Source organism: Methanosarcina barkeri str. Wiesmoor (assembly GCF_000969985.1).
Taxonomy (GTDB): domain Archaea; phylum Halobacteriota; class Methanosarcinia; order Methanosarcinales; family Methanosarcinaceae; genus Methanosarcina; species Methanosarcina barkeri_B.
On sequence record NZ_CP009526.1, the window covers coordinates 3893732 to 3915650 of the forward strand.

Genomic DNA, 21919 nt, shown 5'->3' on the forward strand with positions numbered 1-21919 from the left:
GTAGTGGAATGAAAAAAATAGGTTTTCTCCTCCTTGTACTTGTGTTAATCATACAGCCCGTAGCTGCACAGGTTCAGCAGGAGGATTTCAAACCTGAAGATATGACCACATTCACAATTCAGGTTCCTCACGGGGTAGAAGGAAATGGTCTTGCAGTTAGAAACAGTACGCTCTCTGCATATATTTTCTTTGAAAGCTATTATGACGGCAATATGAATGTGACGGTGGAACTCGACTTACCGAAAGGTTTTGTGCTTCACGAGCCCTCGGCTAATTCATTTACACTTCAGACCGAGTATGATGACTGGTACAGGCTTGTTGACTTTTATATACCTGCAGATACCCCCTTTGGGGTTTACAACATAACTGCAAAAGCAGTTGTTGATGTTGAAGGAACAAAACATACTATTGTGCGTACAACCCAGCTTAAAGTTGCTTCAAAAGAAGAAGTCGCAAATGCTGTCTCAGTATCCCAACTCATAGTACCGTCAGACGAAGACGGATATGGAGATCCCAGCCATCCATCCAATACCCTTGTTGTCCAGGAAACATCCCCTGCACTCAAAAAGCTGCTACAGGTTACAGACCTGAAGATAGAGAAAAAAGAACTCACTTCAACTTACATGGGGATAGAGCTTACCAATACCGGAAATAGTACAATTCATGTAATAGTCACATATGACATTCTTGACATAAAAACCGGTGAACCTGTAAAAGCGTTTAAGCCCGATATTATGGGAATGAAAGCGGACACCTTGTGTTATGCCACCGTAACCCTTTCTCCAGGATCAAGTTCACTGATAAGCCTTCCTATATATATATCTCCAGATGCAATGGGGGGAGACTACCTTCTAAAAGTTAAAGTAAAACTCACAGGTACCGACTGGATTGCAGTAACAAAAGATCAAAAAATTACTTCAATCTCAAGGCGATGGGGACCTATAATAACTACGTTTGCCGCCTCTTTACTAGGAATTACTGCTCTGGGCTTTTTTTTCTCAAGACCCAGGAAGATTATGGACAGGTTTAAAACCCGCAATCTTGTGTTAATTGCCCTTTTCGGCACGGTTTCTTTTGCAGCGATAAGCCTGCCTATGACCATCCTGTGGGACTTATCCCATGCAATCTTCGGACCATTCAGTTTCCTGTTCACAGGACTCTTCAATGAGATTCTTCTTTACATGCTCATTGCATCTCTTGTAGTCCTGATTCCAAAACCGGGAGTAATAAGCCTTTTTATGATGGTCAGGTTTCTACTTGGAGGTTTCATAACAGGAAGTTTCACACCTATAACTTTTATAACACTGTCAATCAACGCGATAATCCTGGAATTTTTGTTGTATGTTGCAGGTGTAACCGGTAAAAATCCAGCTCCAGATAACAGGTTGAAAATGGGAATTATTTGCGGATTTTCAGACGTGATCAGCGGATATGTTTCCTTCAGTGTCTGGATGGTCCTCTACAGACTTTTCTACAGCAACTGGTACATAGCTGTAAATCTACTGATCGATGGGTTCCTCTACACCTTCATAGGAACCTGGTTCGGAATAAGCCTTGGAAATAGACTAAAGAAGGTGGTAGAGTGACACTAACCGTGGTCAGGTTTTCATTTAGAAAGAATTGCGACATTACTCAGGGTTTTCGCTCAAGCCTTTTCTCAAAAGGCTTGTGGTCAGGCTTTCATTTGGAAAGGATTGCGACATTAATCAGGGTTTTCGCTCAAGCCCAACAGTTGCGCCGGTTGATCACGCCGCCGTAAAGGTTTTTCGATCAAACCTTTTCTCAAAAGGTTTGCGGGCAAGTTTTCATTTGGAAAGGTTGTGGTACAATGATAGAAATCAAAGACCTATGGTACACATATCCAGGAAGATCGGAACCGACTTTAAAGGGAGTTAACCTTAGAGTCGAAAAAGGAGAATTTGTTCTCCTCACAGGACCTACTGGATGTGGAAAAAGTACTTTATTAAAAACATTAAACGGAATCATCCCTCATGAATCTGGAGGAATATTATCAGGAAGTGTGAAAGTCAAAGGGATGGAAACCACTGATTCAAACCAGATGGAAATTTCGAAAGAAGTAGGCCTTGTGTTTCAGAATCCAGATGACCAGATATTTTCTACAATAGTTGAGGACGAAGTAGCTTTTGGGCCTGAAAACCTCTGCTTTGAGCAAAAAGAAATTGATAAAAAGGTAACAGAAGCCCTGCAAATTGTAGGGATGTCCGATCTCAGACTGAACTCGACAAATTCACTTTCCGGTGGACAGAAACAGAGGATCTGCATTGCAAGTATGCTTGCAATGGAGCCTGAAATCCTTGCCATGGATGAACCTGTAAGCCAGATGGACCCCATGGGCACGCACGAAGTCCTGAATACAGTAAGGGAACTCAACAGAAAACTGAAAACAACTATTCTGCTGGTGGAACACAGACTACATGAGCTTGCACCATTTGTAGACAGAGTTGTTATAATGGACAATGGAAAAATAGTCTTTGATCAGCCCGCTTCAAAAGCTTTTGATAATCTTGAGATATTTTACAGGCTAGGGCTTCGAATTCCTGAACCAGTCGAGCTCTGCCATAGCCTTGGAATTAAAGCCAGCCCTTTGAGTGTCAGCGGAGCTCTTGCTGTACTAGACAGAGAAATTAAAGAAAATAATAGAATTCCTCAACTTCTTCTGAATCCGGATAAAAATCCTGTAACCAAGACCAGTTCAAGGAACGCTTCCATTGAAAATAATGCTCATGGAAATAATGATTCTGAAAAAAATACTCATGGGAATAATGATTCTGAAAACAATGCTCATGGAAATAATGCTTATAGAAATAATGATTCTGAAAACAATGATTCAATTATTTCCATTCAGGACCTATGGTCAGGATATGAGAAAAACAAGATGGTATTGAAAGGAATAAATCTGGAAATCCGTAAAGGTGAGAGGGTTGCGATTATGGGCACGAACGGCTCGGGTAAGTCAACCCTGCTTTTACACCTTGCTGCCATTCTCAAACCAGATAAAGGAAATGTAAAGGTTTTTGAGGAAGACACAAGATCCAAGAATCCATACTCCTTTGCAGGTAAAGTCGGATTTGTATTCCAGAACCCTGACCTAATGCTCTTCTGTGATTCAGCTGAGGAAGAAGTAAGGTTTGGACCTGTTCAATTAAAATACAGCAATATTGAGGAAAGAGTAAGAAACTCTCTTGAAGCCATGTCAATTCTGCCTCTCAGGCATGACCTCCCTCAAGCTCTGAGCAGAGGGCAAAGACTCAGGACAGCCGTCGCTTCGGTACTTTCCATAAATCCAGAACTTATTCTTCTCGATGAACCCACAACAGGGCAAGATAAAGTGAATATAGAACAGATGATGGATTTTTTCAAAAATAATAATTCGACACTGATTTTCTGCACACACGATATTGAGGTAGCCATGTCCTATGCCACAAGAATTCTGGTAATGAATGATGGGCAGATCATAGCGGACGGAAAGGGAAAAGAGGTTATAAAAGATAATGAAACCCTCAAAAAATCCTCACTTACCCAGCCTCCGGTTGTTGAGATCGCAAATCATCTGGGAATCAATGCCTTTTCAGTTAAAGAACTTGTGAAAACGCTGACTTCCAGAAGTGTTGAAGGGATAAACTCCGGAAGTGTTGAAGGGATAAACTCCGGAAATGTTGAAGAGATAAACTCCAGAAGTATTGAGGGGATAAAATGTTAAGGGGATATTCCGGATGATAGGTGCAAGATCAATTGCAGAACCAACAATTAAAGATACAGTTATTCACAGAATGGACCCAAGAGCTAAGATCCTTATCCTGATTTCCACTGTTTTTGTCGCTGTGTCCCTGGATAACCAGAAAACGATGTTTTTGTTATTTCTGATCATACTCTCAGGATTCGTAATTGCAAAAATGCCGGCAATAAAGATCAAGACCCTGGTGATATTGCTTGTACTTTTGATCTGGGGAACTATTTACTCACAGGCTCTCTTTTATTCTCAACTTCCGAGAACTGTGATTTTTACTATAATCCGTCCCGATTTTCCGGTTTTGGGATGGTTGACAGGCGGCGGTCTGTTCGTATATGAGGAAGGACTTCATCACGGCGCAGTTCAGGGCCTTAGATCGGCTTCAATCCTTTCTCTTGGACTGTTAATGTGCTGGACCACTGACTCAAGGGATATGTTAAACGGTCTGGTAGGACTCAAGGTACCTTATAGCGTAGCTTTTATGGTAATCACAGCAGTAAGATTTCTGCCAATAATAATCACTGAAGTAGCTACCGTGATAACAGTCCAGCGGCTCAGGGGATTTAATCCGAAAAAATTTGGGTCAGGAATCATAAAAACATTACTCAATATATTAACCCCGACTCTCGCAAACTGTGTAAGGAGAACAGGAACCCTTGCAGTTTCAATTCAGAGTAGGGCTTTTCGGGCAAATCCCGATAGGACATCTCTCAAAAAACTGGAGTTTTCAAACATTGACAAAGTAATGATTACAGTTTTTGTTTTTGCAGCCATAAGTATTGTTGTCATAAAACTTCTTTACAATATGTATACAAGTGGAATTTATTATACTTCAAGTTTAAGACCTGTTTATGCAATTGCAGGGGGATACCTTTGATAGAAATAAGAAAATTATCCAGATACTTTGGAAACCTGCTTGCTGTTGACAATCTTGACCTTGATGTTGGAAATGAGATCTTTGGCCTTCTTGGCCCTAATGGAGCAGGCAAAAGTACGACAGTTATGATGCTTACAACTCTACTAAAACCCAGCAGTGGGACTGCAAAAGTCTGTGGATATGATATAGTAAAAGAATCCAAAAAAGTAAGGTCAAAGATAAGCTATGTACCCCAGGATATGGCAGTTGACCGAAAACTCACAGGTAGGGAAAATGTACTGCTTTATGCGAAACTCTATGGCATCCCTAATAGGGAGTCAAAGGTAGATGAAGTGATTGAAATGATGGGGCTTTCAGATCGTGCCGGTGACCTTGTAGCAACATACTCCGGAGGAATGAGAAGGCGCCTTGAACTTGCTCAGGCGCTTGTGCACGAACCTGAGGTTCTGTTTCTGGATGAACCGACCCTTGGACTGGATGTGAGTGGCAGAAAGAAGATATGGGAGCATATCAGGATGCTCAAGGCCGAAGGGATGACCATCTTCATGACTACGCACTACCTCGAAGAGGCAGAAAAATACTGCAATAGGGTTGCTATTATCGATAAAGGACGAATTGCAGTTATCGGCTCTCCTGAAAACCTTACACACTCCATAGGGGAACACGCCTCCCTTAATGACGTTTTCCTTGAAAACGTTAAAACTCCTGAAGAGCAGGAAGGATTTAATTCAACCCAGTTCAGAAACCTTCTGAGGCGAAGATGATGAAAGCAGTATACTACTATTTTGAGAGGGATCTTGTAAAATGGCTAAGGGGAAGGGTTACCGTTATTTCCTCACTCGTAATGCCTGCAGCCTGGCTGGTATTTGTAGGGCTGGCTTTGCCAACAAAGTTTACGGATAATTACCTCGAATATATAACCCCTGGAATTCTTGTCATGACTATGCTTTTTTCTTCCCTGCAAGGAGGATCTCTTATGATTTTTGATAAGATACTTGGTTTTTTGAATAAGTTCCTTGCCATGCCCTCGCCACGAGAAAGCATGCTTTATGGAAAAATCCTATTTATCAGCGTAAGAGGCTTGATGCAGGCGACTGTGATACTCATAATAGCTACTCTTCTTGGAGTAAGGATATTGAACCCTGTGCAGTTAATATTAATATATTTCACACTGTTTTTGTTTTCAGTATTTTTTTCTGCTCTCTCAACTATGATAGGAATGCACTTAAGCGACCATGACAGCTATGCGGCTGTTAATAGCATGATCAGCATGCCTTTGTTCTTCACCAGCAGTGCACTCATGCCCTATGACGTCATGCCTGCATGGTTGAGGTTTCTGGCCAGACTCAATCCTGTAAGTTATGCAATAGACAGCACAAGAACTCTGTTTGAAGGAGGAATGCCTGTTCATGGACTCATAAGCCTGGCCATAGGAGCCGGAATTATGGTACTTCTTGGGACTTATCAGTTCAGGAAGGCATTTGTGTGAAAAAGAAAAGAAGAGTAAAGTAGAGAAGAGGAGTGAAGTAAAAAGGCAAAAAAGGAATTTAATAAACGTAGGAATAAATAAAAACTGGAAAAAAGAAGAAAAAAAATCAGACAAACAAAAAGAAGAAAAAAATCAGATAAGAAAAAAAATAGAAAAAAATGAGCCGACAAGAAAAGACAAAAAATCGAAATCCAAACCTTTTAGGTTCAGACCCGCTTAATGTTCATATTTATTGCAACTTCTGCAATGTCAGCGCTGTATTCCGAGACCCTCCTCAGGCTCTCCAAGATCATGCTGAGTTCAATATTATCTGAACCTTCACAATCCTGTGGCTCCAGAGAAAATCCGAACTGAGACACTTTCTTTGCCTCTACGACGATTTTGTTAATAGCCTGCGGGTCTTCTTCGGCCATGGAGTCTATTGAGCTTTCAAAAACTTTACAGGAGAGGTCAGCCATCTTGAAGATGGAGTCATCAGCGCTAATTCCGGAATCCATTTTCAGGACACTTTTTGCTATCTTTACAGCGTGATCTCCTACGCGTTCAATACTTTTCGTAATAAGTCTGTATCCCAGGCATTCTCTTGGATGCCGAATTCCAATCTTTTCAGAGAGCTCGATATCTTCAATTGAAGCCTTGAGCTGGCGGACGGCAAGAAGATAAAAGCGATCCACATCGTCATCTCTCTGAACGACATCTTCAGCAATCTCAACATTATGGTCCCTTAGAGCAGTCATGGAGTCCTCAAGCATGGAAAGTACAAGTCCATACATGTTTCTAATTACCCTGGTAAGTGGAAGATCATTGTAGTTCAGAAGACACTGGAAGACCAGCTCATTCCGAGATTCTTCAATAAGTTCAAGCCCTATGAGCTTTTGACGCACGGAATCTTTGATGAACTTGCGGTCATGGGCACTAAAGCCTTTTTTGGTAGTCAGTCTGATAACATCATAGCCCACAAGATAATGAGAAATAAGAATCCTGAGATTATTTTCTGCACTGTCAGAGTGAATATAATCGATCGTTGCATTGAGGGTAGAGTGTTCCTTTGAAACTGCACTGGAAGAAACAAGCAGAGTTTTATTAGGCATGGGTGTGAGCGTAAGAGTGTCACCGGCCTCAAGTCCTATATCCCGAACCCATTTTATGGGGAGGGATACAATATAAGTAGAATTTCCGGTAAACTGAACTTTTCTTTTATCCTTTGTGATAAACAAGCCCCCTAGGGAATTCTAATAATTATTAAAGGAACTATATAGAGGAAAGTGATATATAAAGGTATCTTAAAAATAGAACACTAAAAAGAGAAATAAAATATAGTAGCTATGTCTAATTATGGTATATAGGATCAATTACCAAATTATAGAGAAACATAGAGTTATGATAAAAATCCGATATAAAAGCATATAAAACTAGTTTTCTGAAAGGTACTTTTCCCGTAAAACTTTTTTTTGCAACAAGTACAAGATAATTCTGTAAATACTATACTAATCACATTCAAGTAACGATAAATCCAATTAACAAGAGCATAGAATGGTGAAGAAGAAGAGAAGGATGAAAAATAAAGAAAAACGTTAACGAGAGATCAGGAAAGCAAAGAGGACAAAAAAATAGAGAGAACCAATTAACAAGAAATTGGTCTCAAGTACAAAAGAATCATTTTTTTATACAACAGGTCCCCCAGTCTCTATCCTGTTCATGTAACTCCTTTTGAACTCAATGTATTGTTGAGCCATGTCTTCTGCTTTCTCCGGACTCAAGATATTCCGGGCCTTTTCAAAAACTATACTTTCCTCTTCTGCAATATGAAGGTCTATGATTTGTTTCAGTTCAGTGAGTTTAGGAGCCCATTCTTCATCTCTTTCTTCCATACCTTCTATTTCGAAAATCAGAGTTTTTGCCTCATTGTGTTCTTTATGAGCTTGACTCATAAGCTCACGTAGTTCTTCTACCTCTTCAAGTACCGGATAGAAGATTCTTTCTTCTCCCATCATATGAGGGTCAGCTTTAAGCTTTACTTTAAAAAAACTTACCCTTGATCCGTCCTGCAATGCTTGCCGGAGAAGTTCAGACATCTGCTCATGCTCTTCTTTAAGGACATCATAAATGGTTTCCATAATTTCCCCCTGGTGTCACGTCAATTCTCAAGGATAAAATAATTCTGAATTATTTTAACTAATAATATACAACGCTTTAATGCTGACGCAACACTAGTTTAATATAAAGGAGGATGTATTTAAAAAGAACGTATATTTTATCCCAAAATAATTTCACTTTTCAAATTGTTATTGCAATTATAAGTAGCGAACATGAATTATTGAAAAACATAAATTGAAAAACATATGCATAAGACTCTTTCTACATTTTCCCCGAGCCTATCCCATAACTCAAAACTGCTTCTCCAAATATGGAATTAAGAATAATCAATGGTTTCTGATTACGGAAAATAGTTCTGAAATTCTTATCAATTTTGAGTATAAAACTGGTTTTGGGATGAACTCCATTTTTGCTATAATATTATTGGAATTGGGAAACGTCTGTTAAAATTTCCTGCAAAACACAATATTTTGAGGAAAAAGTATCGCATTTATTTATTCTTTTGTTCGTTTCTGATTGCGTTTCTCGGAAAACATCAATTAGAAAAAAAGGATATTTTGAATTGCAGGAAGTAAGAGCTGAAACTTCCTGCAAATCTGAAAAATACTTAAAGTCTGTTCGCAAACCTAAACTATATTTTTTCAATAAATAATGCACGTAAGCAACGATTCAGAAGTCTATTTCTTTTAATACTTTAGCATTCCTATATTAATCAATGAGCTTATCCCAAAAGCCATTAAGTTCTTAATCATCAAGAATTTTCAGGATTGTTTTCATGATCAGAAACTTGATTGATTATTCGGAATACAGAATTCAGAGAAGCAATTTTGAGTTTTGGGATCAGCTCAATGAGAACAGTAGGTACAAACAATCAAGACTCCTTTGAGAATAACGTAGATTGTACTCAATTTTGTGCCTCGAGTACATTACTCCAAATTGATTATTGGTAGAGCTCCGAAGATTAAGGCAAATTTCCAGATATCAGTTATTCTCCTTCTTTATTTATAGAAGGAAGAGAAATAGCCTGATCTCTTTTTTTTCTAATTTTCTCAAAGAGCTGTTTTAAGGTGTCTTCGTTGCTCTTTGTAAACTTAAAAGGCGAGCTTGTAAAAGGTTCGAAGTGAACTGGCACATCGTCGAGCCTGTAGAAGGTACCGTCGCATTCCATAGCATCAATGACTCCAGGAAGTACAATCCCCGAAGCAGATACTGTCGGGCATGGAGCGATGTCCAGGCAAATCATTGGAATTTTTGCAAGGTAAGCCGCACAATCTGCAGGGATATGAGATACAAGATCAGCACACATAACGAAAGCTGCGTCAACATCTTTTTCTCGAAGCACGTCCACGGTTGTGAATTCTCCAGGGTTATAACGTGGGTGCCCACGCATGAAGTCAATCCCAAAGGGATAGCCATACATGTAGGCAGCTACCTGGTTAAAGCCTGCCACGTTGCAGTGACCGCGGAGAGCTCCAAGGGTGAACTTGGCGTAGTTGTTCAGTTCCTTTACGAGGTTCATGGCAATCTCGGAGTTCCTGTACTTTCCCATTGAAGAAGCAAGCCCGAGACCTACTGAAATAGCCCCAAAGGTGCAGTTCTTCATCAGATCGAGCATATCTTCCATAACAGGGATTGGAACTCCAGTAATCTCTTCTACTGAAGGATGAGGAGTTTTTCCGTGAAGCAAGGTTAGAAGTGCACTTATCAGTTCAAAATCCGAGTCAGGTTTGAGCTGAACATGCAGATCAGAAGCTTCAGTGGTTGGGGTTTTTCTTGGGTCTACAGTGATAATTGTCCTGTCAAAACGTCCGCGTTTTGTCCAGTAACCTCTCGGAAAAACTGCGTACCTTGACATCTGTCTCGGCATGGATTCAAGAGGATTGGTTCCCCAGTAGACTATTAGGTCTCCCCTGTTTTTTTTCTGCCCTTCGGTTGCACCGACTTTCCCGGCTTCCTGGATTCCCATAGCTGTTGGCCCGTGGCAGACAGTAGAATTGGAATCAACAATCGCACCAAGGTATTCTCCGATCTTGAGCCCAATTTCATGTGCTTCACATGAGGTTTCACTGCCCATGAACAGCAGTGGACGCTTTGCCGAAACAAGAATATCGGCAGCTTTCTCAAGAGCTTCATCCCAGGCAGCAGGTGTCAGTTTTCCCCTAACTTTTATAAGAGGCTGCATAATCCTGTGGGAACTTACAATTTCCTGAAATTTGGCATTTCCCATCTTACATGCATTTTTTACTTCAATTTTTCCGTCTCCGAATTCGACCTGGATGTCGTCACAGGCTGCTCCACAGACCGGACAGATTATATTTTTGAAAATCATGCTCACCGCTCCGATATAAATTTTTAACACTACATCTTCGGCACTGAGAACCTCTTCATCTAGGCTCAATCGTTACTGGAACGCCCTTATGCGGGGAGACCCTGTAGAAAGAGTATCAGTTCCCCTCTGTAAACGCAGCCCACATGATCTCCGGCATTGCCTTTTATGTTCAAGAGTACATGTCATTTCCATACCTGCCCAGGAATCCGCGTCTCCGCAAACGACGATGATCTCTCTTCCTTTCATCCCGGTGCCTACGTGCATTCCAGCAGAACCTTCAATTTCGATTTTTCCTGCGCTCATGCTTTCATCGATTCTTTTGATCCTCACTACGCCACCTTTTATGCGGATCAGAGTCTCAGCTTCAGAACTACCACCATTACCTATCACTTCAAAAACTCAGAGAGAATAGGTTTTGGCCCCTGCCAGACAGACAGTTTTCCGATTTCTTCGGCACTTTTGCCTGCAAAAGAATCAAGAGTTATAACATCGGCTCCCAGCTTAATGTCAATCGCTTTTTTAGGAATAAGTATTACTTCTGCCATTTCTCCAGCATTTTCGCCAGTAAATGAGCCAGGCTTTATAACTGCCTCAAGTTTACCCTCAATTTCATTTTTATAAATAAGAACTCCCTCTGTCATTCCCTCACCTCACAACGTTAATCTTTATGGGAGTAGGGTTTTCCAGATACTTCTCTGGAGTCGGATAGTGGCAAAACCTACAGTACCTGAACCATTCCTTCACGTCGGACAACATCTCCTTTTCCCGCTCGTCTTCTACATCTACTTTGGAATAATACGTCCTCTTTCCAGTCAAAGAAACAACTTCACCGTTCACAACCACGATTTCGCCGTCTTTTCGCTGTCTTTTACAGTGTATTCTGCCTTCCTGAAGGTTCGGAGAAGAAACTCGTAGTTGTTTACTTCAAGCTGCTGTGGATTTATGTTAAGACTGTAACATCTCCATCAGCGTCCACTCCAAGAGAACCTTTTCTGTGAACCATGCCAATTGTTTGGGCAGGGTTGGCTCTGGTCAGGATCGCAAGGTCATAGAGGATAAGTTCACGATTTATGCCCCGAGTGCACTTCTGTCATTTAGCTCATTTGTGGCATTCACTGAATATCTGTTTCCTGAACGCCTCGGACATGATCCAGGTCATAAGTTTCTTTCTCTAATTGAGAGTTTTTATGCAATGCATACACCCCACAGGTCAAACGCTCTTATTTTTGAGCACGAACATCAGAGAAGAAGATACTGTGCATATAATTATAATAAATATAATATATAATTGTATTTAAACAATGTTTATTCTCAATACATGTTGTCCGTGAGCTGCAGAAAACAGTATCAAAAGAAATTAAAAAACGAAATAATTTTGGGATAAAACACAAAAATAGCATGTAAAATATGTGAGAGTTTAAAATTAATTGCCTAGGGCATATACCTGAATGAGAAATTAAGACAAAATTAGGGCAAAATAGTTAAAAATACATCAAATAAAAATAAAGTGCCCGGAGCGTGACTCGAACACGCGACCTCCAGATATCTCAGGAGATTAAAGACGCCTCATATAATTGTCCCTATGAGTCTGGCGCCCCAACCATCTAGGCTATCCGGGCTTGCAACACACAAATGTACAAAGATATATTAAAGGCTAACGATCGGAATGCCGAAAAACTGGAGTTTTTCGTAAAGATTTATATAAAGAAGTGGTCTGAGCGTGGGAAGATCTTGACAGAATAGCACTGCCAGGAATCGACAGGGAACTGGACTTCTACGAACTAGCCGCGACGGATCATAAGAGTCCGTTCAAGGATATACAAGAGTGGTACTGTCATCATTAAGGTGAGATATCCGGTGATCTCCTGTTATCCGATCAAGAAGAAGAGGTGAGATATCCAGTGGTCTCCTGTTATCCGATCAAGAAGAAGGAACAAAAGAGGTTGAAGGAGTTTTCCACCGAAAGTCAATTGTCGATATTAACGTCGGTGGAAAAGGAATACTGCTTGTAAAATAAAACTTTGAATTATCCAATTAGCTGATTACATGACCTCATTTGCTTTGATTAGTTACACATCAAATAAAAGATAAGAGATGTAGGAAAATCGCTAAAATCGGTTAAGAAATAAACTGAAAAAAGAATTAAAAGGAAAAAAGGATAAAAAGGTTTTACTGTTTTGAAAATGTCAGTATCCTGTGGCTTCTGCAAGCTGTTTGACCAGAGAGTTATCAGCAGTATTTCCGGTAACCACAAATACATTGTTTCCGTTGCTCCAGATATAGGTATATCTGGGAACCTCGGTCCCTCCGGCTGTAACGTAGTCTGCAATTCTCACAGCTGAATGCTCATTAAATGACTCTTCGACAAAACGTGAGCCTTCCGTCAATGGCTTGAATGAAGATTTGTATGCATCTATTAGATTAGTTGTAGCCTCAGAATTCTCAAGCTCGATTACATCCATGTAGAAGTCAGACTCGTTGTATTTGTACATTCCTTCGGACCCTCCGACGACTTCTGAAACGTTCTCTGCATTGTAATCGATTTTGATATCAGCTGCATTAAGAGGGAAAGACCCAACATATTCGAAACCTGAAGGAAGGTTTTCAAGTTTGCTAATGTCAGTCGCATTTTCAGCGGAATTTGTATTTGTACTTGATCTCGAGTTACTCGAATCTGTTCCACTAACCGAGGGCTTGTTAAGCTCGCTAGTGTTAGCTGCACTTTCAGCAGGATTTACATTCGCTTCCAGGCTACTTGACTCTGTTACATTAACTGCGGACTCATTAAGCTCGCTAACGTTAGCCGTACTTTCGGCAGGATTTGCATTTTCTCCCGAGTTATTGGGCTCTGTTCCATTGACTGCGGATTTATTGTCGCCAACACAGCCTGAAAATGCGACCATTAAAACCACAAGTGCAGATATTAAAGCCACCATTTTTTTCATAAGCTTCACCTAAAATCTGTATAATCCTGGAAATAACCATCAGTTTAAAACCGGGATTTCAAAGTAAAAAGATCGCTTGAATTAAGAAATATGTAGATAAAAAGTTATCTGCAAAAGGAACTTAAAAAAGAATTAAAAAAGAAGGGTTAGAAACCCTTCAATCAGAAATTTTAGTTGTTCCTCCTGACGAGGTAGACAACTCCAAGGAGTCCAGCAAGTCCAAGAACAACTCCAAATCCTGGAGAGCCGTTTGATTCATCGGGCTCAGTTTCGTTGTCGGTTGGTTCTTCTGGAGTAGTAGTCGGTTCTTCCGGAGTATCGGTTTCATTCAAATCCGGAGTCTCGCTGCTGGTATTATCAGGCATGGTTTCGTTGTCACTAACGGTTTCGTTGCCACTTTCATCAGGTTTTGTGATGCTAGTGGTTTCGTTACCGACAATTCTCTCGATGGCTGGGTAGTACCTGAGTTCGGATGTTGGAGTGTCAGCGACCTTGAAGTACATGCCCTCACCAATATCCTCATCGGAGTCTCTGGTCAGAGTAAAGGTATCTTCATTGCTGATCTTGAGAGTGTCTCCCTGTATGGAAACATCGTCGAGGTCACCGAATTCATCGTCAGATTCGATGGTCATGGCATTTGCATAGTCAATGAGCCAGATACCTTCAATCTGAGCAATGCTGTCGACTGCACCCTGGAAGACCTGGTTGACATGGACCTTCAGGACAACAACATCGTCTTCATCCTCGATGTCATCAAGTTCAACATCCCAGGTATTGTCTGAATTGGAGCCAACTTCGATGATTTCATCATCTACGTATTCTCCATCCTTATCGAATTCAAGCCAGACTTTCTCACCGTCAACATCGACCTGCTTGGCCTGGATAGAGTAGCCTTCACCAAGGTCAAAGGTTTCACCGGTTCTGAGTGTGATCTTGTCATCGCTGTCAAGAACAAGCTTGGCGAGTTTGTCAGCACTGTTGGCCTTCAGTGGGATGTATTCCTCTGCAAAGAAGCCAATAATTGGATACTGGTCCCAGCCTGCATCTTCATTTTCGTAATCGTAGTCAACTTTCTTAATGGAAGTTGTGTAGACGAGGCCACCTTCTCCAATTACATTTCCGTTAAGTTCAGAAACACTGAGGCTTTCTGTTTCAACATTGTCATCAAGGTCGTAGTAGAAGCCTGCAAAGTTGCTTGCGTCCCAGCTAGCTTCTCCGGAGGCAACACTACCTCTTACTTCATAGGTTCCAGGATCAGTGAATTCTTTTGCGAGATAGAATCTGAGCACATTGCTTGAAGTGTCAGCGACCTTGAAAGACAGACCTTCAGCGAGTTCATTTGTGGAGTCTCTGGTCAGAGTGAAGGTGTCTTCATTGGTAATGTTAAGAGTGTCACCGTTAATGGAAACATCATCAAGGTCACCGAATTCATCGTCAGATTCGATGGTCATGGCATTTGCGTAGTCAATGAGCCAGATACCTTCAATCTGAGCAATGCTGTCGACTGCACCCTGGAAGACCTGGTTGACATGGACTCTCATGACAGTAACATCGTCTTCATCCTGGATGTCATCAAGTTCGACGTCCCAGGTGCTGTCATCGGCTCCGACTTCGATGATTTCATCATCTACGTATTCTCCGTCCCTATCGAATTCAAGCCAGACTTTCTCACCGTCAACATCGACCTGCTTGGCCTGGAGAGTGTAGCCCTGTCCGATGTCAAGGGTTTCGCCAGTTCTGAGTGTGATCTTGTCATCGCTATCAATAACAAGCTTGGCGAGTTTGTCAGCACTGTTAGACTTCAGCGGGATGTATTTCTCTGCGAAGAAACCAAGCAAGCTGTAGTTGTCCCAGCCAAGGCTTGGCTTATAATATTCGTAGTCAACCTTCTGGATCTTAGTAGAATATACAATTCCGCCCTCTCCAATTACGTTGCCACTGTTTCCACTGACATCTTTAATGGAAAGAGTTTCAGTTGTAACATTATCATCAATATCGTAGTAGAATGCTGCGAATTGAGTAGCATCGATTGTAATACCATCGCCGACAATCTCGACGATATTAGAGCCGTTAAACACTGGACCGCGGATCTCAACTGAGTCTGCTGCACTTGCGGCGGATGCAAATACAGTCAGAAGCATGAGAGCAGCCAGTGTCACTGCTGCGAATCTCTTCATTTATTGTTCCTCCATGTTTATTAAGATATGTCGTATGTAAGAAGAAGTGTCGGGATCAACACTTTAAGGGTTTCACCATTCTTCACCAAATCAGACTTTTATATTTCGTCTATTGCCGAAGAGGATTTCATTCCCTCCTTATCCCTCTAAATTGGATTACAAGTGTTCTATAAAATAATTGCCTTATTAAATCTTTTGTGGTCTATTTTAGGGAAATTAAACAGGAAAAGCGCAAAACAACGATACAAATGACGGTAAATGTCGAAAGAACTAAAGCAGTTTATTCGTCATGAGTTAAATTAAAGGATAAATTCGAAATACTTATAAAAGACTATGAAAATGGATGGTATAATTATATAGCTTTAGACCAAACAATTTTATGCTAATTTTAAAATACCATTTATAGAACTAATCCCAAAACTCAGAATAATGTCGTCAAATCTCTTATTTTGAATAGTCTAAGAATCTTTCAATTATAAAATTAGTTATGAAACTCTTATTGATATGCAAATAAGATTTAGATCTGGGATGATTTCTATAATTTTCAATAACATTACATTTGGGATAAACTCAACTGTGTAAGTCCTAGTATATAGTGCGTTTTTACTCAAATGTGTTAAAATATAATACGGATCAGTCAGTGTATTGGAAATTGTTTCTTTAGATCTAACTGTTAAAATATAATACGGGCCAGTCAGTGTATTGGAAGTTGTTTCTTTAGATTTAACTGTTAGAATATATAGAGATGTATGATTATTTTTATTATAATGTTGCGTCATTCATATTGTATATTATATTAACGGTCAAAAGTATTACAAATCAGAAATCAAAAGAATTTTGTGGACTTGAAGAGAAAAATGAAAATAATCATTATATAAAGTATACAGAAAACTTATAAACGGCAGATTAAAAGTAGTTAATGGAGTTCAAATGTACCATGGAATGTCTATTTGAACTCCGTGTGCCCGAAAGCAGGAATACTATCATATTGCGAGTATTTAAACTTATTTATCCTGCTTCCTGGGAAAAAATATCCAAACTTTCTAACAATAAAGGAGTAGAATAAATGAGAATGAATAATAAATTTGGAACAACAACGCTATTTATGGCAGCAATATTGCTGGCGAGTATAGCATGTATACCAGCTGTGAGCGCGAGTCCAAACAAGGAAGCTACTGAGACAGTTTCTGCAATTGAGACTCCTGCCGTCGAATCTTTAAAAGGTATTGGGATCTTAGCCACTACTTATATTAGTCAGGGAGCGACCAAGACTTACACTAGACACATAAACACAGGCGACGGAACCCGTATTGACCCGTCTTTGAATTGGATACCTTCATCTGGTTCACTGCGCCTTACTATTACTTCTCCCACAGGAACGGTATACGGTCCCTGGACTGACATCGATGATGGATATATGGACGGTGAGATAGATTTTGATTATACACCAATAGCAATACCTGCTGGTTTGCCAGCAGGAGATTGGGTATCTACAATATACTGTATTAGAGGACCTGTAAATTACTCGTATAAATTTACTGTCACCTGATGCCTATTAAAGCATGAGTCTGTGAAAGTCCGTGAGAAGAATTCTTCTCACGGACTTTTTTCTTCCTTTTTCCCATAATTGCAATTATTCCACTAATTATTGTGATACGCTCATCAACTGAAAATTTCTCAGTCTCAACAATCGTCCTCGTTTTAACTTCTCTCTTTTCATATCCAGTTTCATCTTCGTAAACGCTTAATTTCATTCATTTTACTATTATATGACCATCGTAGCTGATATTCGCTATTTTAGCCGGAATATCCTTTGTATAGTAAAGTAATGAAAAAGATGTATTTCTTCAAGTAGTAATTTTTGTTTAAAAGCTCGTTGAAAATCTTCTAATAGGTACCATGCTCACATAGATATAGATGAAATCTATGAACTGTTGACTTAGATCCATATTTTTTAGGCATGGCTTTCTAGGTACAACCTGTCATAACAACACATAAAAACTATACTGTCCATTAACTTCCTCGTATTTGCACTAGCTTATCTGTATGCGGTTTCTGCGGAGGAAGATAAAGTTAGATGGAGTTCCATAGAAAGTTATCGATTTCACAGAATAATATAAAAGTAGATTTATAATTCCAACATAATATTAAGGTGGGAATAGACTCATAAATAACTTTAGATATATATATTAAGTACTTTTGGGATTTATGTAGCAACATTCAAAAAAGAAATTATTTCACTCTATTTGAATGAGAAAACGGAATTTTATTAGGAATCAATGATATAAAAAGAGAAATATAATAAGAACATTAAATAACATTAGTAAATTTAAAAAAAAGCAAAGATGTCTGATACATTATAAACATAAAAATAAACGAAATAAAACCATGGAATAATAATTCAGCCTATCAAAACAGGTCTATTGCTATTGATTAAAATGAAAGTGGGGAATCCAAGAAATAATCTACGGAAAAGAAGAAACGTTGTCAATTGCCAATAGTTCAAGAGAATCAATTTACAGAAATTGTCGATTAAATATAATAAAGATGATTATTGATTCTGTTTTACATAAGCTGAACAGTTACACCATGAAACTAAGGAATGATTCAAGTATAATATCGAGGAGTTTGTTTCCAAGAATCATTATTGAGATAATGAAATTATGGATCAATTTCTGAACTACAAATTTGAAGTTATATTTTTATCATTCCTAAGTAAGATCAATTATAACCGAATAACAAAGTATATATCTAAAAGCACGACGGAGAATTCGCTGTGGAATGCAAAACTGTTATTCAGGATGTCATATGCCGGATAAAAGCTATGGAAGGCGTAGAAGATACGTATGTCTTGAGCGAAGAAGACAAAGAGAAAATTTATGAGCTTGAGAAAAAGGCTGAAGGAGCCGTCCTTATGGGGCTTGGTGTCGGAGACAATAGAGGAATAAAGGAAGTATTCAAACGCCAGGTAATCATAGCCTTTACAACTAATATGAATTATGTCTGGCCTGAAGGGCCCAATGTAGTACTCATGCAGTATGGAGAAAAAGTTGGTGAGGATGTTTACGATCCCGAGAAACTTGAAGAATGTAAAAAATGTGATGATATGCTGGTTATGGGAAACCTTGTAATCTACAAGAGCTCCGTGCCTAAACCAAAAGATGCAAAGAAAGAGCCCATGACTGTAGTACTCCCACCCCAGAAATGCCAGGACGTGGAATGTGTAAGAGGTGTGGTCAATGCTGTACTTGCATCTCCCTCTACTCCCTCGGATGAGTATATCAGGTCTGTAATGGGCCTCAAACCGGCAGCCGGACTCGGAACCTTTATTATTGGATTTGATCTTTGTTAAGCAATCGGCCGTAAAAACTTATGGATTAAAAATGAAGCAGGTTCTGCGCAGCAAGTATTGAACTGCCGTCATGCTCACATTAAGTAGATAACTCATCCCGAAAAACAATTAAATTACTACATCCATGTGAGTACATTAATGTGGGTACATCATTATGAGTTTTCACACCCACTTTTTGATCCGAAGCTCTTGACTGATTATCCATAATTTGATTTGGTAAATCATTTTGAGCTTTGAGATCAGCTCAAATACATTCAATAAGATCAAATTAAGTAGCTTTTTTAAAATCATAAAATCTTTTTGAAGCTCTCAAAACTGATTTCTATTTAGAACTTCCATAAGAGTAAAAAATTGAACCCCAGAAACCGAAAGACGGAACTTGAGATGAAAGAAGATGATTATAATAAGGCCTGCAGGGAAATCCTTGAAAAAGTACTTGCCGGCGAGATAGAAAACGAAAACCAGTTAAATAAGGCAAAAAAAGATGTCAGTAAACAGTATCATCTGGCCAGCCTCCCCAGAAATGGAGATGTCATAACCCAGGGATCGGACGAAGAGCAGGCAGTAATTAAAGATTTTTTGAAACGGAAGCCTGTAAGAACGATTTCTGGAGTTGCGGCAATTGCTGTAATGACATCTCCGGCCCCATGCCCTCATGGAGTTTGTCTTCCCTGCCCAGGAGGACCTAAATCTGCGTTCAAGTCGCCCCAGAGTTATATGGGAAGAGAGCCTGCAGCCATGAGGGCGATCCAGCATGGATTTGACCCTTATTCCCAGGTTGAATCCAGGCTTTTCCAGCTTAAAGAGATCGGCCATGATGTAGAGAAAGTGGAACTGATAGTGATGGGAGGTACGTTTTCTGCACGCAATCTCGATTACCAGGAATGGTTTATTAAACGCTGCCTTGAGGCAATGAACGATTTCACAGGTAAAGAGTGGAGAGAAAAAGCCTGGAGAATTGGGAAATCTTTACCTTATATCCCTCTTGAAGAGGTGCAGAAAGCCAATGAAAAAGCTGAAATTCGCAACGTAGGAATCACATTCGAAACGCGTCCTGACTGGGCAGGAGAGAAACATGTGGACGAATTCCTCAAACTCGGAGGAACTAAGGTAGAACTCGGGGTTCAGAGTGTTTATGATTTTGTGCTCACCCGTATGCAAAGAGGGCACGGAGTTGCAGAAATTGTCAGGGCTAATCAGATATTAAGAGACAGCGCATTCAAAGTTGGATTTCATATGATGCCTCACCTACCTGGCTCGGATTCAGAGCTGGACCTCAAAGGTTTCAAAAAGCTCTTCGAAGATCCTCGCTTTAAGCCCGATTATCTCAAAATTTATCCTACCTTAGTAACTGAAGGAACTCCTCTTTGCAGGCTTTGGGAAGCAGGAGATTACGAAGCTCTTTCTGACGAAGAAGCTGCTGAACTAATTGCAGATATAAAAGAGATCCTACCTAAATGGGTCAGACTCCAGCGTATCCAACGAGATATTCCAGCTTACCAGATCATTGCCGGGGTCCGAAAGAGCAATCTCAGGCAGCTTGCAGAAGAAAAGCTGAGAGAAAGAGGAGGAAAGTGCCACTGTATTCGCTGCAGGGAAGTAGGACATACTAGCCTGAAAGGGAGAAAAATAAATCCAAAGGATATCGAACTGACTGTAGAGAGTTACGAAGCTTGCGGAGGCACAGAGCATTTCATCGCGTTTGAAGATCTTGCCGCAGATGTCCTGATTGGATTTACCCGTTTGCGCTTCCCTGCTACCCCTCATCGCCCTGAACTGCAAGATGCCGCCCTGATAAGAGAACTGCACGTTTACGGTTCAATGGTACCTATAGGAAAAGAAGCAAAGCAAAAGGAGTGGCAACATAGAGGATATGGCAAGGAACTTCTAGAATATGCAGAGAAGATGGCACGTGAAAATGGGTACCGGAAACTTGCCATCATCAGTGGGATAGGAGCCAGAGAGTACTATCGAAAATTTGGGTATGCCCTTGATAACGTATATATGTCAAAGGTTTTGAAAGATTAAGACCTGCAACTTCGGGCAGGTCACTAATTCTAATTTTGTTACTAACTTAATCCTGTACCTGTAACTAACTTAATCTTGTCACGAACTTAATCCTGCCACTAACTTAATCCTGTACCTGTAACTAACTTAATCTTGTCACGAACTTAACATTAAATTCTGAAACCAGTGTTATGTATTATTGACCTGTATATACCTAAAAATAGGCTTGAAGTAACCAGCTTAAAGCTTTAGTAAACTGTCAAAACCCAGAGTATAAAAGAAAGTCTCAGAGTTAATAACCTGGCACCTCAAGCTGAAAAGTAAATTTCCATAATCAAGTTTCTGGTTAAAAGACTTTTTTATAAAATCATGGATATGCTTAAAAGAGCGTTACAGAAAAATATTAAATAGTATAATATGGTATCGTATAACTGTTTTCCTATATATAAAAGATTATAATGTAAAATAAGAAGTATCAGTAAGAGTAAAAGATTTATCTTGCTAACTGCTTTTCAAAATATCCAGAAGAAATTAGCTTTAAAGAAAAAAGGCACTTGAATTTGGCAGATTATACTAAACAGAAAGGGAAGAAAAGCCAGTTTTTTTCATGGTCAACTTTATAAAATAAAATTTAAGAATTAGAAAGAAGATAAAAAACGTTAGTAAAAAATTAAATACTATACGTCCGTAACATAGGAAAAACCTTAAGTTTAAATGTTAGGTTTTGAAAAACGATTTGTAACCTCTATAATTTCAAAGAGTTTTTAAAACAGAACTAACTGAAATTTAGAACTGATGAATTCAAAAAATTAAAAAACAAATAATTGAGTAAATCCGATAAATATAAAAATTAAAAAACTTAAAGTAAGTTCCAGAAAAAGTAAAAATGTAAAGG

Annotated in this window: 18 protein-coding genes, 1 tRNA gene and 1 pseudogene; 10 read left to right on the plus strand and 10 right to left on the minus strand. The window is 39.6% G+C overall.

Annotated elements, in window-relative coordinates; translation table 11 throughout:
• Positions 1 to 8: 8 nt before the first annotated feature.
• The 6 genes from MSBRW_RS15900 to MSBRW_RS15925 all read left to right on the plus strand — a co-directional run bounded on the left by MSBRW_RS15900 (position 9) and on the right by MSBRW_RS15925 (position 6337).
• Positions 9 to 1586: a hypothetical protein gene (locus MSBRW_RS15900; protein WP_011306757.1), complete on the plus strand. Its 1578-nt coding sequence runs from the start codon at positions 9 to 11 to the stop codon at positions 1584 to 1586.
• A gap of 242 nt (positions 1587 to 1828) precedes the next feature.
• Positions 1829 to 3721 (plus strand): ABC transporter ATP-binding protein, encoded by a 1893-nt coding sequence (locus MSBRW_RS15905; RefSeq protein WP_011306756.1) that lies wholly within the window; start codon positions 1829 to 1831, stop codon positions 3719 to 3721.
• 13 nt (positions 3722 to 3734) lie between these two features.
• Positions 3735 to 4628, plus strand: coding sequence for an energy-coupling factor transporter transmembrane component T family protein (locus tag MSBRW_RS15910; RefSeq protein WP_011306755.1), 894 nt, complete (start codon positions 3735 to 3737; stop codon positions 4626 to 4628).
• The gene (locus tag MSBRW_RS15915; RefSeq protein ID WP_011306754.1) at positions 4625 to 5392 is read left to right on the plus strand and encodes an ABC transporter ATP-binding protein; all 768 of its coding nucleotides are present in this window, start codon (positions 4625 to 4627) and stop codon (positions 5390 to 5392) included. The genes MSBRW_RS15910 and MSBRW_RS15915 overlap by 4 nt, the downstream gene beginning before the upstream one ends.
• Entirely contained in the window at positions 5389 to 6117 is a 729-nt protein-coding gene (locus MSBRW_RS15920; protein WP_011306753.1) for an ABC transporter permease, read from the plus strand. The genes MSBRW_RS15915 and MSBRW_RS15920 overlap by 4 nt, the downstream gene beginning before the upstream one ends.
• Positions 6110 to 6337 (plus strand): hypothetical protein, encoded by a 228-nt coding sequence (locus MSBRW_RS15925; protein ID WP_048102744.1) that lies wholly within the window; start codon positions 6110 to 6112, stop codon positions 6335 to 6337. The genes MSBRW_RS15920 and MSBRW_RS15925 overlap by 8 nt, the downstream gene beginning before the upstream one ends.
• Here MSBRW_RS15925 and MSBRW_RS15930 read toward each other — a convergent pair.
• The 6 genes from MSBRW_RS15930 to MSBRW_RS23640 all read right to left on the minus strand — a co-directional run bounded on the left by MSBRW_RS15930 (position 6324) and on the right by MSBRW_RS23640 (position 11359).
• Positions 6324 to 7328, minus strand: a complete 1005-nt coding sequence (locus MSBRW_RS15930) for a phosphate signaling complex PhoU family protein (protein WP_080565424.1) — start codon at positions 7326 to 7328, stop codon at positions 6324 to 6326. The genes MSBRW_RS15925 and MSBRW_RS15930 overlap by 14 nt on opposite strands.
• Before the next feature lie 453 nt (positions 7329 to 7781).
• Positions 7782 to 8234 carry a hemerythrin domain-containing protein gene (locus MSBRW_RS15935; protein ID WP_011306751.1) on the minus strand — a complete coding sequence of 151 codons (453 nt, stop codon included), beginning with the start codon at positions 8232 to 8234 and terminating at the stop codon, positions 7782 to 7784.
• A gap of 965 nt (positions 8235 to 9199) precedes the next feature.
• A complete protein-coding gene (locus MSBRW_RS15940; protein WP_048103271.1) occupies positions 9200 to 10543 on the minus strand; it encodes a formylmethanofuran dehydrogenase subunit B in 1344 nt (447 codons plus the stop codon).
• Positions 10544 to 10615: 72 nt separating this feature from the next.
• Positions 10616 to 10933: a formylmethanofuran dehydrogenase subunit C gene (locus MSBRW_RS23630; protein ID WP_011306749.1), complete on the minus strand. Its 318-nt coding sequence runs from the start codon at positions 10931 to 10933 to the stop codon at positions 10616 to 10618.
• Positions 10930 to 11184, minus strand: a complete 255-nt coding sequence (locus MSBRW_RS23635; RefSeq protein ID WP_011306748.1) for a molybdenum formylmethanofuran dehydrogenase subunit — start codon at positions 11182 to 11184, stop codon at positions 10930 to 10932. The genes MSBRW_RS23630 and MSBRW_RS23635 overlap by 4 nt, the downstream gene beginning before the upstream one ends.
• A gap of 4 nt (positions 11185 to 11188) precedes the next feature.
• Entirely contained in the window at positions 11189 to 11359 is a 171-nt protein-coding gene (locus tag MSBRW_RS23640) for a hypothetical protein (protein ID WP_230669804.1), read from the minus strand.
• 178 nt (positions 11360 to 11537) lie between these two features.
• On the opposite strand from MSBRW_RS23640, the gene MSBRW_RS23650 reads away from it, so the two are divergent.
• The gene (locus MSBRW_RS23650) at positions 11538 to 11831 is read left to right on the plus strand and encodes a hypothetical protein (RefSeq protein ID WP_230669806.1); all 294 of its coding nucleotides are present in this window, start codon (positions 11538 to 11540) and stop codon (positions 11829 to 11831) included.
• Between the two features lie 220 nt (positions 11832 to 12051).
• Here MSBRW_RS23650 and MSBRW_RS15950 read toward each other — a convergent pair.
• From MSBRW_RS15950 to slmA, 3 genes are all read right to left on the minus strand, one after another.
• Positions 12052 to 12162 (minus strand) — tRNA-Met (locus MSBRW_RS15950).
• A gap of 567 nt (positions 12163 to 12729) precedes the next feature.
• Positions 12730 to 13488, minus strand: a complete 759-nt coding sequence (locus tag MSBRW_RS15955) for a hypothetical protein (protein WP_011306747.1) — start codon at positions 13486 to 13488, stop codon at positions 12730 to 12732.
• Between the two features lie 170 nt (positions 13489 to 13658).
• On the minus strand, positions 13659 to 15665 hold the full coding sequence (gene slmA, locus MSBRW_RS15960; RefSeq protein WP_048136574.1) for an S-layer protein SlmA: 2007 nt from the start codon (positions 15663 to 15665) through the stop codon (positions 13659 to 13661).
• A 1105-nt stretch (positions 15666 to 16770) separates the two neighbouring features.
• On the opposite strand from slmA, the gene MSBRW_RS20460 reads away from it, so the two are divergent.
• Entirely contained in the window at positions 16771 to 17214 is a 444-nt protein-coding gene (locus tag MSBRW_RS20460) for a hypothetical protein (protein WP_155398335.1), read from the plus strand.
• Here MSBRW_RS20460 and MSBRW_RS22625 read toward each other — a convergent pair.
• Positions 17207 to 17407: pseudogene (locus MSBRW_RS22625) on the minus strand (hypothetical protein); the annotation flags it as partial. The gene MSBRW_RS20460 and the pseudogene MSBRW_RS22625 sit on opposite strands and share 8 nt — an antisense overlap.
• A 1034-nt stretch (positions 17408 to 18441) precedes the next feature.
• Between MSBRW_RS22625 and MSBRW_RS15975 the strand changes: the two are divergent.
• Entirely contained in the window at positions 18442 to 19017 is a 576-nt protein-coding gene (locus tag MSBRW_RS15975) for a hypothetical protein (protein WP_011306744.1), read from the plus strand.
• A gap of 384 nt (positions 19018 to 19401) precedes the next feature.
• Positions 19402 to 21045 carry a tRNA uridine(34) 5-carboxymethylaminomethyl modification radical SAM/GNAT enzyme Elp3 gene (locus tag MSBRW_RS15980; protein ID WP_011306743.1) on the plus strand — a complete coding sequence of 548 codons (1644 nt, stop codon included), beginning with the start codon at positions 19402 to 19404 and terminating at the stop codon, positions 21043 to 21045.
• The last annotated feature ends 874 nt before the right edge of the window (positions 21046 to 21919 follow it).